We start from the raw sequence: 13,862 nt of genomic DNA on the forward strand, positions 1-13,862 counted from the left end.
CATCGGCCTGGTTGATGGCTAAAAGCCAGGTTCCAATACCAGGCAAGCTGTACAAAAAACGTCCGAAGTTAAAGTGATACTTGAAGTTTGGCGTATAGCCGCTAGAATCCTGACATATTGTTGAGTATCTGACCGCGCGAGCCCTGCTTGCGCGGTTTTGATTTCTCTACGCCACGGCAGAGAAAGCCGCATTCAGTCAGGATTTCTGCACATGTCGACCACGGCCCGTATTTCCTTGATTGCCTTCACCGCATTGCTCGGTGCCTGTGCCGGCCATGCGCCGCCGCCGCCAGCACCGGTGGCTCGTCCCGTGGTGTTCGCCTCCCCGCAACCCTCCTCGCCAGAAGCAGAAGACGTGCTGTTCCGCGCCTTGGGCCTGGTCGGCACGCCCTATCGTTGGGGCGGCAACACACCGGACTCGGGTTTTGATTGCAGTGGCCTGATTGCCTACGTGTATCGCGATATGGCGGGCATCAACCTGCCGCGTTCGACCCGCGAGATGATTGTGATGCGGGCGCCGAGCGTGCCGCAGAACGCCTTGCAGACCGGCGACCTGATCTTCTTCGCCACCAATGGCGGCTCCCAGGTCAGCCATGCCGGCATCTATGTCGGTGAAGGCCGTTTCGTCCATGCGCCGGCCACTGGCGGCACGGTGAAACTGGACAGCCTGTCCAAGGCCTATTGGCAACACGCCTACCTGAACGCCAAACGTGTGTTGCCGGCCGGGCACCTGGCGAGCAACCCTTAATCACCGAGTTACCGCGAGGTTGTCATGACCGCTCGCACCCTCAAGCTGGACGATGCCCTCTACGGTTATCTGCTGGACGTTTCCCTGCGCGAAACGCCGTTACTCAAGCGACTGCGCGACGAAACCCAGGCGCTGCCCATGGCGCGCTGGCAGGTGGCGCCTGAGCAGGGCCAGTTCCTCGCGCTGCTGGTCAAGCTGACCGGCGCCCGACGATTGCTCGAAGTCGGCACCTTCACCGGCTACAGCGCCTTGTGCATGGCCTCGGCCTTGCCGGAGGGCGGTAGCCTGCTGTGTTGCGACATCCCCGGGGACTACAACGCCACTGCGCTGCGCTACTGGCGGGAGGCGGGCCTGGCCGAACGTATCGAGTTGCGCCTGGCGCCGGCGCTGGAGACCCTGGCGCAGTTGGAGCAGCAGGGGCAGGGCGGGCAGTTCGACCTGATGTTCATCGATGCCGACAAGGCCAATTACCCGGCGTATCTGGAAAGTGCCTTGCGCTTGTTGCGCGCGGGCGGCCTGGCGATTTTCGATAACACGCTGTGGAGCGGGCGGGTACTGGAGGTGAATGCACAAAGCGCCGACACCCGGGCCATCCAGGCGCTGAACCGGGCCTTGAAGGATGACGCGCGGGTGGATCTGTCGTTGCTGCCGTTGGGCGATGGTTTGACTTTGTGCCGTAAGCGTTAGGGGCCTGTTCAGGCCTCCTTGAACAGCAGGGCGATGCCGGGGTGATACTGGCCAGCTTCGTTGTGCAATTTGCGATAGGCGTAGGGAAAATACCAGGCCACGGCGCAGCTGTTGGCTTTTTGCAGGTCATCGACCATATCTTGCAGGTCTTCCGGGCTGGGGCTCTGCTGCGGTTTGAACGGCGAGACGAACAGGCAGCCGAGTTTCAGGTGGTGGGGGTGGCTGATCTTTTTCGCATCGCTCGCCACATCCAGCAGGGCCGGCATAGGGTTCAGGTTGTTGACCTTGGGCCAGCGTTGCGTGGCCTGGATATAGACCGACTCCTGCGCGGTAGAGATCTGCAGGTCGCAGCGTCCGCTGCGGTCACCGTCTTCGATCTGCTTCTTGGTCGGAAAATGCTCCAGGCTGACCATTTCCGCAGCCCAGGCGGCTACCGACAGCAACCCCAGGTTGGCCCGTTCATTGAACCAGTAGGGTGCCTGACCGTCACCGAGGAGTTGATTGTAGCGATCAATGCATTCAGGCCAGCGTTCCAGGGCGGGACGCAGGAATTCCAGTTTCGGATTGTTGATGATCAGGCCTTGCATGGGACTACCCTTTTTATTGTTGAGTGGGGTTGTGGCTATTTGATATCACCTTCCTCAGTGTGGCACAAATTCTGGCGTCAGTTTTTTGAGCTGGTCGTGGTTTGGGAGAACGCCCGGATTTGGCAAAAACCCTTCCCGTATTGTCTGCAAGCGCCTGGCTGGCCCGGGGCGTTTGCTTTTGTGGCACCGGCTTTATTTGACGCTCCACCCCCAACCCTCTAACCTTCGCCGATTGTTTCAGGTGCTCTGTGGCGAACCGCCGACAGGGTGAAACAGGGAAGCCGGTGAGCCCTTCGACAGGCGCGATTCCGGCGCTGCCCCCGCAACGGTAAATGAGTCAAGACCGCGCCTTGAGCCACTGTGTCCAGCCGACATGGGAAGGCGCGCGGTCCCGCGAATACGCAGCTCATGAGCCCGGAGACCGGCCTGATCCATCCCACAGCGTCACGGCGGGCGATGCTGGACGGCCCCGGCCGCGTTTTTTCCTGCCCCCCGTTTGCCTTATCCAGCCCCAACGGAGAGCTGCCATGAACGAATCCCCCGATCGCGACGAACGTCACTTGGCGCGCATGCTGCGCAAAAAAGCCGTCATCGACGAGCGTATTGCCAGTGCCCCGAACGAATGCGGCCTGTTGCTGGTCCTGACCGGCAACGGCAAGGGCAAGAGCAGCTCGGCCTTCGGCATGCTCGCCCGGGCCATGGGCCATGGTATGCAGTGCGGCGTGGTGCAATTTATCAAGGGACGCAACAGCACCGGCGAAGAGCTGTTCTTCCGGCGCTTCCCCGAGCAGGTGCGCTTCCATGTGATGGGCGAGGGCTTTACCTGGGAGACCCAGGATCGCCAGCGCGATATCGCCGCCGCCGAAGCCGCCTGGACAGTCTCCCAGGAAATGCTCCGTGATCCGAGCATCGGCCTGGTGGTGCTCGATGAGCTGAATATCGCCCTCAAGCACGGTTATCTGGACCTCGACCAGGTGTTGACCGACCTGCAAGCCCGTCCGCCGATGCAGCACGTGCTGGTCACCGGACGCGGCGCCAAGTCGGAAATGATCGAGCTGGCCGACACCGTGACCGAAATGGGCCTGCTCAAGCATGCGTTCCAGGCCGGGATCAAGGCCCAGAAGGGCATCGAACTATGAGGCAAACGCGTCATTGCCCGGCGGTGCTGATCGCCGCGCCGGCTTCCGGCCAGGGCAAGACCACGGTGACGGCGGCCCTGGCGCGCCTGCACCGCAATCAGGGGCGCAAGGTCCGGGTGTTCAAGTGCGGCCCGGATTTTCTCGACCCGATGATTCATGAGCGCGCCAGCGGTGCGCCGGTCTATCAGCTGGATTTGTGGATGGTCGGCGCCGAGGAAAGCCGCCGGCTGCTCTGGGAAGCGGCGGGCGAGGCTGACCTGATCCTGATCGAAGGGGTCATGGGCTTGTTTGACGGCACGCCGTCGAGCGCCGATCTGGCCCGACACTTCGGTGTGCCGGTGCTCGGAGTCATCGACGGTACGGCCATGGCCCAGACCTTCGGCGCCCTGGCCCTGGGGCTGGCGCGTTACCAGCCGGACCTGCCGTTCGCCGGGGTGCTGGCCAATCGCGTCGGCACCCTGCGTCACGCGCAGTTGCTCGAAGGCAGCCTGACCGAAGGCCTGCGCTGGTACGGCGCGCTCTCCCGGGAAACCGGGATCGAGCTGCCGAGCCGCCATCTCGGCCTGGTGCAAGCCAGTGAATTGAATGACCTGGACAAACGCCTGGACGCCGCCGCCGAGGCCCTGGCCGGCAGTTGCGAGGTCGCGTTGCCGCCGCCGGTGGCCTTTGAGGCGCCCGAGCCGCTAGCCGCCGAGCCGCTGCTGGCCGGTGTGCGCATCGCCGTCGCCCATGACGAGGCCTTTGCCTTCATCTATGGCGCCAACCTGGACCTGTTGCGGGCCATGGGCGCGGAGCTGCGGTTTTTCTCGCCGATCCACGATCAGGTCTTGCCCGAGGCGGACAGCCTTTACCTGCCCGGTGGTTATCCGGAGCTGCATCACCTGGCCCTGGCGCAGAACGCCCCGATGCTGGCGGCGATCCGTGCCCACCACCAGGCCGGAAAGCCCTTGCTCGCCGAGTGTGGCGGGATGCTCTATCTGCTCGATGCGCTGACCGATGTCGAAGGACAACGCGCCGAACTGCTCGGATTGCTAGCAGGTGAGGCGACGATGCAGAAGCGCCTCGCGGCCCTGGCCTTGCAGGCGGTGGAGTTGCCGGAAGGGCTGTTGCGCGGTCACACCTATCATCATTCGTTGACCACCACGGTGCTCGAGCCGATTGCCCGGGGCCTGAGCCCCAATGGTGGGCGCGGCGCCGAGGCGGTGTATCGCCAGGGGCGGATGACCGCCTCTTATGTGCATTTTTATTTTCCGTCCAACCCGCGGGCGATTGCCGCGCTGTTGGCACCGGATACCCACTCTGCCAAGGCCGGCGCACTCTCGGAGCGCGCGGACTTACCCGCGCGGAGGCCATGACCGACAACGCTTTTAGCCCTGAAGAACGCGCGGCGGTCTACCGTGTCATCGGTGAACGTCGCGATATGCGCCACTTTACCGGTGGCAGCGTGGCGCCCGAATTGCTCTCGCGCCTGCTGGAAGCGGCGCATCAGGCGCCCAGTGTCGGGCTGATGCAGCCCTGGCGCTTTATTCGTATTACCGACCGCGCATTGCGCGGCCAGATTCAGCAGTTGGTGGAAGAAGAACGGATCCGCACCGCCGAGGCCCTCGGTGAGCGTTCCGATGAATTCATGAAGTTGAAGGTCGAGGGCATCAACGACTGTGCCGAGGTGCTGGTCGCCGCGCTGATGGACGATCGCGAGCGCCATATCTTCGGTCGGCGGACCTTGCCGGAAATGGACATGGCGTCCTTGTCCTGTGCCATCCAGAATCTCTGGCTGGCGTCCCGCGCCGAAGGCCTGGGCATGGGCTGGGTCTCGCTGTTCGAGCCGTTGGCCTTGGCGCAACTGCTCGGTCTGCCGGCGGGGGCCAAGCCGCTGGCGGTGCTGTGCCTGGGCCCGGTCCAGGCATTTTATCCGGCACCGATGCTGGTATTGGAAGGTTGGGCGCAGCCGCGTCCCTTGAGTGAATTGTTGTATGAGAATTATTGGGGAGTGAGTCAATGAGTGTGGCGTTGTTGAGTGTCGCCGGGGTTGCGCTGGATGCGCTGCTGGGCGAACCCAAACGCTGGCATCCGCTGGTGGCGTTCGGCCGTCTGGCGGACCGTATCGAACAACGTTTCAACTCCGGCGGACGTGGCTGGCGCAGTCACGGGGTCACCGCCTGGGTGCTCGCGGTGCTGCCGCTGACCCTCCTGGCCACGGCCTTGTCGTGGGCACCTTATATCGGCTGGCTCGTCGAAATCCTCGCGCTCTATTGCGCCCTCGGTCTGCGCAGCCTCGGCGAGCATGTGATCCCCGTGGCCCAGGCGTTGCGCAGCGACGACCTGGATCGCGCCCGCCAGCGGGTGAGTTATCTGGTCAGCCGCCAGACCACGGAACTCGATCACACCGAAGTGGCCCGCGCGGCTACCGAATCGGTCCTGGAAAACGGCAGCGATGCGGTGTTCGCCGCGTTGTTCTGGTTTGTCGTGGCCGGTGCGCCCGGTGTGGTGCTCTATCGCCTGAGCAATACCCTCGATGCCATGTGGGGCTACCGCAACGAGCGCTTCGAGCGTTTTGGCTGGGCGGCGGCGCGGATCGACGATGTCTTGAACTATATTCCTGCACGCTTGGTGGCCCTGACCTACGCCTTGCTCGGTAAAACCGGACTGGCGCTGCAATGCTGGCGCCGCCAGGGACCGACCTGGGACAGCCCGAATGCCGGGCCGGTGATGGCGGCGGGCGCCGGCGCGCTGGGGATCGAGTTGGGCGGGGCGGCGATTTATCACGGTGAACTGCATCAGCGTCCGCAGTTGGGCGAAGGGGAGCCGGCCACCGCCGACTCCATCGACCGCGGCTGGCAGTTGGTGCAACGGGGTGTGTGGTTGTGGTTGCTGATTCTCTGTCTGGGAGCTGAGATCTATGCTTGAGCACGGCGGACGCCTGCGCAAGGCGGTGGAACACTACGGCATTGCCGAGTCCGATTGGCTGGACCTGTCCAGTGGCCTGGCGCCCTGGCCCTGGCCGATCCCACCGATCCCCGAGCGTGCCTGGGCGCGCCTGCCGGAAACCGATGACGGCCTGGAACAGGCCGCCTGCACCTACTACGGCGCGCCCCAGGTGTTGCCGGTGCCCGGTTCCCAGGCGGCGATCCAGTTACTGCCGCGCCTGCGTCGTGCGGGCAAGGTCGGTGTGCTGTCGCCTTGTTACGCCGAGCACGCCGAAGCCTGGCGACGCAACGGCTACATCGTGCGCGAAGTGCTGGAACACGAAGTCGATTTTTTTCTCGACAGCCTCAATGTGCTGGTGGTGGTCAATCCGAACAATCCCACCGGCCTGAGCCTGGCCCCGGAGCGGTTGCTGGAATGGCATGCGCGCCTGGCCCAGCGCGGTGGCTGGCTGGTGGTGGACGAAGCCTTTATGGACAACACCCCGCAGCGCAGCCTGGCGGCCCACAGTCATAGGGTCGGGTTGATTGTCCTGCGCTCGTTCGGCAAGTTTTTCGGTCTGGCCGGTGTGCGCCTGGGCTTTGTCCTCGCCGAAGGCCAGCTGCTCAGGTTGCTCGCCGAACAGGTCGGGCCCTGGGCGGTCAGCGGGCCGACCCGGGTGCTGGGGCAGGTGTGCCTCGCCGATACCGCCGGCCATGAGCGCCAGCGTGTGCGCAGCGAACAGGCCAGTCAGCGCCTGGTGGCGTTGTTGACGCGTTTCGGCCTGGCGCCCCAGGGCGGTTGCGCGCTGTTCCAGTGGTTGGTGACGGCGCGGGCCGAGGCGCTGTATGAGTTCATGGCACGGCGGGGCATTCTGCTGCGCCTGTTCACCCAGAACAGCAGCCTGCGTTTCGGCCTGCCCGCGGATGAAGCGCACTGGTTGCGCCTGGAGCAGGCGCTGCTGGCCTTTGCCGGGGAGCCGGCATGACCACCCTGATGGTGCAAGGCACCACCTCCGATGCCGGCAAAAGTACCCTGGTGACTGCGCTGTGCCGCTGGCTGACCCGCCAGGGTGTACGCGTGGTGCCGTTCAAGCCGCAGAACATGGCGCTCAATAGCGCGGTGACCGCCGACGGCGGTGAGATCGGCCGGGCCCAGGCGGTCCAGGCCCAGGCGGCGGGCCTCGTGCCACACACCGATATGAACCCGGTGTTGCTCAAACCCAACAGCGACACCGGCGCCCAGGTGATTATCCATGGCCGCGCCGTGACCAGCATGAACGCCGTGGCCTATCACGACTACAAAGCCATCGCCATGCAGGCGGTGCTGGCCTCGCACCAGCGCCTGAGCGCCGCCTATCCGGTGGTGATGGTCGAAGGTGCGGGCTCGCCGGCGGAGATCAATCTGCGTGCCGGGGATATCGCCAATATGGGCTTCGCCGAGGCGGTGGATTGCCCGGTGCTGCTGATTGCCGATATCAATCGCGGCGGGGTGTTCGCCCATCTGGTGGGCACCCTCGAACTGCTGTCGCCCAGCGAGCAGGCGCGGGTCAAGGGCTTTATCATCAACCGTTTTCGCGGCGATCTCGCGCTGTTGCAGCCCGGGCTGGATTGGCTGGAACAGCGTACCGGCAAGCCGGTGATCGGCGTGCTGCCCTATGTGCTGGACCTGCACCTGGAAGCCGAGGACGGGCTCGACCAGCGCCAGGCCGACAAGGCCGACCAGGTGCTGAAGGTGGTGGTGCCGGTGCTGCCACGCATCAGCAACCATACCGATTTCGATCCGTTGCGCCTGCATCCCCAGGTCGACCTGCAATTTATCGGTCCCGGCCAGGCCATTGCGGCCTCGGACCTGATCATCCTGCCCGGCTCCAAGAGCGTGCGCAGCGATCTGGCCTATCTGCGCCAGCAGGGCTGGGACACGGCGATCAACCGTCACCTGCGTTATGGCGGCAAGGTGCTGGGCATCTGCGGTGGCCTGCAGATGCTCGGTGAGCAGGTGCATGATCCCCTCGGGTTGGAAGGGGCGCCGGGTTCCAGTGCCGGGTTCGGCCTGCTGGCCCTGAGCACCGAGCTCGAGCAGGAAAAACAACTGCGCAATGTGCACGGCCGTCTGGCGTTGGAAGACGCTGAAGTCAGCGGTTATGAGATCCATGCCGGGGTCACCGTCGGTACGGCGCTGGAGCAGCCGGCCGTGCACCTGGACGATGGTCGTTGCGACGGTGCCCAAAGCGCCGACGGGCAGGTGCTCGGGACTTACCTGCACGGTTTGTTCGAGTCGCCCCGGGCGTGCAGTGCCCTGCTGCGCTGGGCCGGCCTGGCGCAGGTGCAGGAGGTGGATTATCACGCCCTGCGCGAGCGCGATATCGAACGCCTGGCCGACCTGGTGGAAAAACATCTGGATACCGACCGCTTGCGTCAGCTCTGCGGTCTTGAATAGGGGCGTCCTGGCATGCTGCAACTGATTCTCGGTGGTGCCCGTTCCGGCAAGAGTCGCCTGGCCGAACGCCTGGCGGCTGAAAGCGCGCTGCCGGTGACCTATATCGCCACCAGCCAGCCTCTGGACGGCGAGTTGAACGAGCGGGTCGCCCTGCATCGCCAGCGTCGTCCGGCCCATTGGCAGTTGATCGAAGAGCCGCTGGAACTGGCCCGGGTCCTGCGTGAAAACGCGGCGGCCGACACCTGCCTGTTGGTGGATTGCCTGACCCTGTGGTTGACCAATCTTTTAATGCTGGAGGACGCCGAGCGTTTGAAGGTCGAGCGCGAAGCCCTGTTGTCGAACCTGGCGCAATTGCCGGGAGAGATTATTTTTGTCAGCAACGAAACCGGTCTGGGTATCGTCCCGTTGGGCGAATTGACTCGCCGTTATGTCGATGAAGCCGGTTGGCTGCATCAAGCTCTGGCCGAGCGTTGTCAGCGTGTGGTGCTGACAGTCGCCGGTTTGCCCCTGACTTTGAAAGGAACTGTGTTATGAGTGAATCGTGGTGGCTGAACCCGTGCAAGGCGATTGATCTGCAGGCGCAGGACGCGGCATTCGAGCGTCAGCAGCAACTGACCAAACCTGCCGGCTCCCTGGGCCAGTTGGAGCAGGTCGCGGTGCAACTGGCGGGTCTGCAGGGCCGGCTCAAGCCGCGGGTCGATACGCTGTGGATCGCGATTTTTGCCGGTGACCATGGCGTGGTGGCTGAAGGCGTATCGGCTTATCCGCAGGAAGTGACCGGGCAGATGCTCGCCAACTTCGTCGGCGGCGGTGCGGCCATCAGTGTGCTGGCGCGGCAACTGGGCGCACAGTTGGATATCAACGACCTCGGCACGGTCACGCCGATGCTCAACCTGCCAGGTGTGCGTCATCTGCAGATCGGCGCCGGGACTGCGAACTTCGCCCAGGGCCCGGCCATGACCGAAGCCCAGGGCCGCCTAGCGCTGGAAGCCGGGCGTGACAGCGTACGGCGCGCGGTAGCAGCGGGCAGCGAGTTGTTTATCGGCGGCGAAATGGGCATCGGCAACACGGCTTCGGCCAGCGCGGTGGCCTGTGCGTTGCTGAAATGCCCGGCGGCGTTGTTGGCCGGCCCCGGCACCGGGCTCGACCCGGCCGGCGTCAGCCACAAGGCGCAGGTGATCGAGCGGGCGCTGGCGCTGCATGCCGAACACACCGACGATGGGTTGCAGGCCTTGTTCCGCCTGGGCGGTTTCGAGATCGCGGCGTTGGCCGGGGCCTATGTGGCTTGTGCCCAGGAGGGCGTGGCGGCGCTGGTCGACGGCTTTATCTGCACCGTTGCGGCGATGGTCGCGGTGCGCTTGAATCCCGAGTGTCGGCAGTGGCTGATCTTCGCCCACCGTGGCGCCGAGCGCGGGCATCGGCATGTGCTGGAGAGCCTGCTGGCCGAACCGTTGCTCGATCTGGGCCTGCGCCTGGGCGAAGGCAGCGGCGCGGCGTTGGCGGTGCCATTGGTGCGTCTGGCCTGCGACCTGCACGGGCAGATGGCGACCTTTGCCGAGGCGGCCGTGGCGGATCGCCCGGCATGAGTGTGCGCCTGGACCTGTTGCGTCACGGCGAAACCGAACTGGGTGGCGGCTTGCGCGGCAGCCTGGACGATGCCTTGACACACAAGGGCTGGGAGCAGATGCGTGCCGGTGTGGCGCAGCAAGGGCCTTGGGATCGCCTGATCAGTTCGCCCTTGCAGCGTTGCGCGCGGTTTGCCGAAGAGCTGGGCGCGCGCCTGGGGCTTCCGGTCGAGATCGAGGGTGACCTGCGCGAATTGCATTTCGGTGCCTGGGAAGGGCGGAGCGCGGCGGCGTTGATGGAGACGGACGCCGACGATCTTGGGCGGTTCTGGTCCGATCCTTACGGCTTCACACCACCGGATGGCGAGCCGGTTGAGCTGTTCGCCGAGCGGGTACTGGCGGCGGTGTCGCGCTTGCAGCAGCGCTATGCCGGCCAGCGCCTGCTGTTGATCAGTCATGGTGGGGTGATGAAGGTTCTGCTGGCTCGTGCCCGTGGCTTGCCGCGCGAGCAGCTATTGCAGATCGAGGTGGCCCATGGCGCCTTGTTCGCGCTGCAGGTGGCGGCTGACGGTGGGCTGGGGGAAGCGCCGTGAGCCGCTTGCCGTTCTGGATCGCCTTGCAGTTTCTCAGCAGCCTGCCGATTCGTCTGCCGGGCATGCCGGAACCTCGGGAGATGGGGCGGTCGTTGTTGTGCTACCCGCTGGTGGGGTTGCTGTTCGGCGGCGTGCTTTATGCACTCGATTGGACGTTGGCGGGGGCACCGCTGTTGCTCCATGGTGCCTTGTTGCTGACGGCCTGGGTGCTGCTCAGCGGCGGCCTGCACCTGGACGGCCTGGCTGATAGCGCGGATGCCTGGCTGGGCGGTTTCGGCGATCGTGAGCGGACCTTGTTGATCATGAAGGATCCGCGCAGTGGGCCGATTGCCGTGGTCACCCTGGTGCTGGTGCTGCTGTTGAAGTTCTGTGCCTTGCTGGCGTTGATCGAGCAACAGCAGACAGTGGCGTTGCTGCTGGCGCCGCTGATCGGTCGTAGTGCCTTGCTCGGGTTGTTCCTGACCACGCCTTATGTGCGTGCCGGTGGATTGGGGCAGGCATTGGCCGATCATCTGCCGCGCCGGGCCGGCTGGTATGTGTTGCTGGCGAGTGCGTTGTTCTGTGGGTTGCTGGCCGGGTTCAAGGGCGCCGGGGCGGTGTTGCTGGCGGTGTTGGGTTTCTGCTGGTTGCGGCAACTGATGATGCGACGTCTGGGCGGCACCACCGGCGACACGGCGGGGGCGTTGCTGGAGTTGCTGGAAGTGGTGGTGCTGGTGGGGTTGGCGCTGTTCTGAAGGCGTTGCGCAAAACTTGTTTTCACTGTGTCACGGGTATATACACACGCCATGTTATCAACCGATTGCTTATGCATCAGCCTGCGTCGCGCCGCTCGTGGCGTCAGCAGGCATTACGACGGCGCTCTCGACGGCTTCGGGATCAACGTTGCCCAGTATTCTCTGCTGTGCAATCTCAAGCGCCTCGACCAGCCGAGCATTTCCAGCCTGGCCGAAGCCATGGGCCTGGATCGCAGTACCCTCGGGCGCAACCTGCGGGTGCTGGAGTGTGACGGCCTGGTGGCCCTGACCGAAGGCGCCGACCAGCGTAACCGCCTGGTCCGGCTCACCGATGCCGGGGCCGAACGGCTGGTGGCCGCCGGGCCCGCCTGGGAAGCGGCGCAGCAGCGTCTGGCGAACCGCCTGGGTGATGAAAAGCGCGCGGCTCTGGTAGCCTTGTTGGAAGAGTTGGCAAGCGGCGAGTAATCGCCGTTTTATCGACATAAAACGGGTATATACCCGCTAAGGAAGAACAATAATGACCTCGATGTGGCGTGCCAGTGGCTGGATTTTGCTCGGGAGTGCGCTGATCCTCGCGCTGTCCCTCGGGATACGGCACGGTTTCGGGCTGTTCCTGCCCCCCATGAGCGCGCAGTTCGGCTGGGGCCGCGAAGTATTCGCCTTTGCCATCGCCTTGCAGAACCTGATATGGGGCCTGTCCCAACCCTTTACCGGCGCCCTGGCCGACCGCTTCGGCGCGGCGAAAGTGGTGTTGATCGGTGGCGTGTTGTACGCCGTTGGGCTGGTGTGCATGGGCCTGTCCGATTCCGCCCTGACCCTGTCCCTGAGTGCGGGCCTGCTGATTGGTATCGGCCTGTCGGGAACCTCGTTCTCGGTGATCCTCGGGGTGGTCGGACGTGCCGTACCGCCGCAGAAGCGCAGCATGGCCATGGGTATTGCCAGTGCCGCCGGATCCTTCGGCCAGTTCGCCATGCTGCCGGGTACCCTGGGGTTGATCGGCTGGCTCGGCTGGTCGACGGCGTTGCTGGTGCTGGGCGTGTTGGTGGCGCTGATCGTGCCGCTGGTGAGCATGCTCAAGGACAAGCCGCTGCCCAAGCTTGAGGGGGAGCAGACCCTGTCCGAGGCACTGCGCGAGGCCTGTTCCCATTCCGGCTTCTGGTTGCTGGCGTTCGGCTTTTTTGTCTGTGGTTTCCAGGTGGTATTCATCGGTGTGCACCTGCCGGCCTACCTGGTCGACCAGCACCTGCCGGCCACGGTCGGGACCACGGTGCTGGCGCTGATCGGTCTGTTCAATATCTTCGGTACCTACACCGCCGGCTGGCTCGGTGGACGGATGTCCAAGCCACGCCTGCTGACTGCTTTGTACCTGGCACGGGCGGTGGTGATCGTGGTGTTTCTCTGGGTGCCGGTGACGCAGTTCAGTGCCTATCTGTTCGGCATGGCCATGGGCTTTCTCTGGTTGTCGACGGTGCCCCTGACCAATGGCACCGTGGCGACGCTGTTCGGCGTGCGCAATCTCTCCATGCTTGGCGGGATCGTGTTTCTCTTCCACCAGTTGGGGGCTTTCCTCGGCGGTTGGCTGGGTGGGGTGGTGTATGACCACACCGGCAGCTACGACTTGATCTGGCAGGTCTCGATCCTTCTGAGCCTGCTCGCTGCGGCCTTGAACTGGCCGGTGCGTGAGCGGCCCGTGGCGCGGTTACAGGCGCAGGCAGGCCTGGCATGAGTGCCTTCTGGTCGCGACTGCTGGCCCTGGCGGTGATCGCCTTGCTGCTGGCGCTGGCCTGGTGGGGCTGGCATCAGGGCGGCCTGGCGTTGATGCAGTTGGGCATGGGCGCTTGTTAAGGGCCGCTTGCTAGAAAGGGGGACCGGCGCGTAAGTTGACGGCTCGATCTTTCTCCAGGATTCAGGATATGGCGATGCGCTGGCTGGCGGTTCCTGCCGTTTTGATGGCCTTTTCCGGGGCGGCTCTGGCTGCCGGTTGTCCGGAACTCTTGCAGGGACAATTGCCGAAGTTACGGGCCAAGGAGTCCATCGATCTTTGCCAGCGTTTTGCCGGCAAGCCGCTGCTGATCGTCAATACCGCCAGCTTCTGTGGCTTTGCCCCACAGTTCAAAGGCCTTGAGGTGCTCTATCAGCGTTACAAGGGCCAGGGCCTGGAGCTGATCGGCGTGCCGTCGGATGACTTCAAGCAGGAGTCCGACGACGGCGCCGAGACGGCCAAGGTCTGCTATGTGAACTATGGCGTCACCTTCACCATGACCGAACCGCAGTCAGTCAGGGGGCCGGATGCCGTGCACCTGTTCAAGGTGCTGGCGCAGCAGAGCGCGGCGCCGAAGTGGAATTTCTACAAGTATGTGGTGGACCGCCAGGGCAAGGTGATCGCGCATTTCTCCAGCCTGACCAAACCCGACAATCCCGAGCTGATCGAGGCGGTGGAGAAGGCCATCGCTTCGAAGCCCTGAT

The 13,862-nt window shown here is 64.4% G+C and carries 17 protein-coding genes and 1 riboswitch; of the genes, 16 read left to right on the forward strand and 1 reads right to left on the reverse strand.

From position 1 onward, the window contains the following. Positions 1-211: 211 nt before the first annotated feature. Together M5C71_RS27400 and M5C71_RS27405 are read left to right on the forward strand one after the other, a co-directional pair. The gene (locus M5C71_RS27400) at positions 212-748 is read left to right on the forward strand and encodes a C40 family peptidase (protein WP_248769209.1); all 537 of its coding nucleotides are present in this window, start codon (positions 212-214) and stop codon (positions 746-748) included. A gap of 24 nt (positions 749-772) precedes the next feature. Then, on the forward strand, positions 773-1,435 hold the full coding sequence (locus M5C71_RS27405) for a class I SAM-dependent methyltransferase (protein WP_248769210.1): 663 nt from the start codon (positions 773-775) through the stop codon (positions 1,433-1,435). An 8-nt stretch (positions 1,436-1,443) separates the two neighbouring features. Here the strand turns inward: M5C71_RS27405 and M5C71_RS27410 are convergent, their stop codons facing one another. Then, the gene (locus M5C71_RS27410) at positions 1,444-2,022 is read right to left on the reverse strand and encodes a hypothetical protein (RefSeq protein ID WP_103498989.1); all 579 of its coding nucleotides are present in this window, start codon (positions 2,020-2,022) and stop codon (positions 1,444-1,446) included. A gap of 222 nt (positions 2,023-2,244) precedes the next feature. Continuing rightward, positions 2,245-2,467, forward strand: a riboswitch (cobalamin riboswitch). A gap of 82 nt (positions 2,468-2,549) precedes the next feature. Between M5C71_RS27410 and cobO the strand changes: the two genes are divergently transcribed. The 14 genes from cobO (at position 2,550) to M5C71_RS27475 (ending at position 13,861) form a co-directional block, all read left to right on the forward strand. Then, on the forward strand, positions 2,550-3,161 hold the full coding sequence (cobO, locus tag M5C71_RS27415) for a cob(I)yrinic acid a,c-diamide adenosyltransferase (RefSeq protein WP_248769211.1): 612 nt from the start codon (positions 2,550-2,552) through the stop codon (positions 3,159-3,161). Next, a complete protein-coding gene (locus tag M5C71_RS27420) occupies positions 3,158-4,516 on the forward strand; it encodes a cobyrinate a,c-diamide synthase (protein WP_248769212.1) in 1,359 nt (452 codons plus the stop codon). Before cobO ends, M5C71_RS27420 begins: the two co-directional genes overlap by 4 nt. Next, entirely contained in the window at positions 4,513-5,163 is a 651-nt protein-coding gene (gene bluB / locus M5C71_RS27425) for a 5,6-dimethylbenzimidazole synthase (protein WP_103498993.1), read from the forward strand. Before M5C71_RS27420 ends, bluB begins: the two co-directional genes overlap by 4 nt. Further along, positions 5,160-6,068 carry an adenosylcobinamide-phosphate synthase CbiB gene (gene cbiB, locus M5C71_RS27430; RefSeq protein WP_248769213.1) on the forward strand — a complete coding sequence of 303 codons (909 nt, stop codon included), beginning with the start codon at positions 5,160-5,162 and terminating at the stop codon, positions 6,066-6,068. Before bluB ends, cbiB begins: the two co-directional genes overlap by 4 nt. Next, a complete protein-coding gene (cobD, locus tag M5C71_RS27435) occupies positions 6,061-7,053 on the forward strand; it encodes a threonine-phosphate decarboxylase CobD (protein WP_103498995.1) in 993 nt (330 codons plus the stop codon). The genes cbiB and cobD overlap by 8 nt, the downstream gene beginning before the upstream one ends. Next, positions 7,050-8,504, forward strand: a complete 1,455-nt coding sequence (locus M5C71_RS27440; protein WP_248769214.1) for a cobyric acid synthase — start codon at positions 7,050-7,052, stop codon at positions 8,502-8,504. Before cobD ends, M5C71_RS27440 begins: the two co-directional genes overlap by 4 nt. 12 nt (positions 8,505-8,516) lie before the next feature. After that, the gene (cobU, locus tag M5C71_RS27445) at positions 8,517-9,038 is read left to right on the forward strand and encodes a bifunctional adenosylcobinamide kinase/adenosylcobinamide-phosphate guanylyltransferase (protein WP_248769215.1); all 522 of its coding nucleotides are present in this window, start codon (positions 8,517-8,519) and stop codon (positions 9,036-9,038) included. Further along, positions 9,035-10,090 (forward strand): nicotinate-nucleotide--dimethylbenzimidazole phosphoribosyltransferase, encoded by a 1,056-nt coding sequence (cobT, locus tag M5C71_RS27450; protein ID WP_248769216.1) that lies wholly within the window; start codon positions 9,035-9,037, stop codon positions 10,088-10,090. The genes cobU and cobT overlap by 4 nt, the downstream gene beginning before the upstream one ends. Next, positions 10,087-10,662, forward strand: a complete 576-nt coding sequence (gene cobC / locus M5C71_RS27455; RefSeq protein WP_103498999.1) for an alpha-ribazole phosphatase family protein — start codon at positions 10,087-10,089, stop codon at positions 10,660-10,662. The genes cobT and cobC overlap by 4 nt, the downstream gene beginning before the upstream one ends. Further along, positions 10,659-11,396 (forward strand): adenosylcobinamide-GDP ribazoletransferase, encoded by a 738-nt coding sequence (locus tag M5C71_RS27460; RefSeq protein WP_103499000.1) that lies wholly within the window; start codon positions 10,659-10,661, stop codon positions 11,394-11,396. Before cobC ends, M5C71_RS27460 begins: the two co-directional genes overlap by 4 nt. 51 nt (positions 11,397-11,447) lie before the next feature. Further along, positions 11,448-11,861, forward strand: coding sequence for a MarR family transcriptional regulator (locus M5C71_RS27465; RefSeq protein WP_103499001.1), 414 nt, complete (start codon positions 11,448-11,450; stop codon positions 11,859-11,861). 61 nt (positions 11,862-11,922) lie between these two features. Beyond that, positions 11,923-13,122 (forward strand): MFS transporter, encoded by a 1,200-nt coding sequence (locus tag M5C71_RS27470; protein ID WP_177102187.1) that lies wholly within the window; start codon positions 11,923-11,925, stop codon positions 13,120-13,122. Beyond that, positions 13,119-13,241, forward strand: a complete 123-nt coding sequence (locus M5C71_RS33705) for a hypothetical protein (protein ID WP_256261664.1) — start codon at positions 13,119-13,121, stop codon at positions 13,239-13,241. The genes M5C71_RS27470 and M5C71_RS33705 overlap by 4 nt, the downstream gene beginning before the upstream one ends. A gap of 68 nt (positions 13,242-13,309) precedes the next feature. Continuing rightward, positions 13,310-13,861: a glutathione peroxidase gene (locus M5C71_RS27475; RefSeq protein ID WP_248769217.1), complete on the forward strand. Its 552-nt coding sequence runs from the start codon at positions 13,310-13,312 to the stop codon at positions 13,859-13,861. Position 13,862 lies beyond the last annotated feature (1 nt).

It is taken from the genome of Pseudomonas sp. MWU12-2345, from assembly GCF_023242385.1.
Classification (GTDB): domain Bacteria; phylum Pseudomonadota; class Gammaproteobacteria; order Pseudomonadales; family Pseudomonadaceae; genus Aquipseudomonas; species Aquipseudomonas gingeri_D.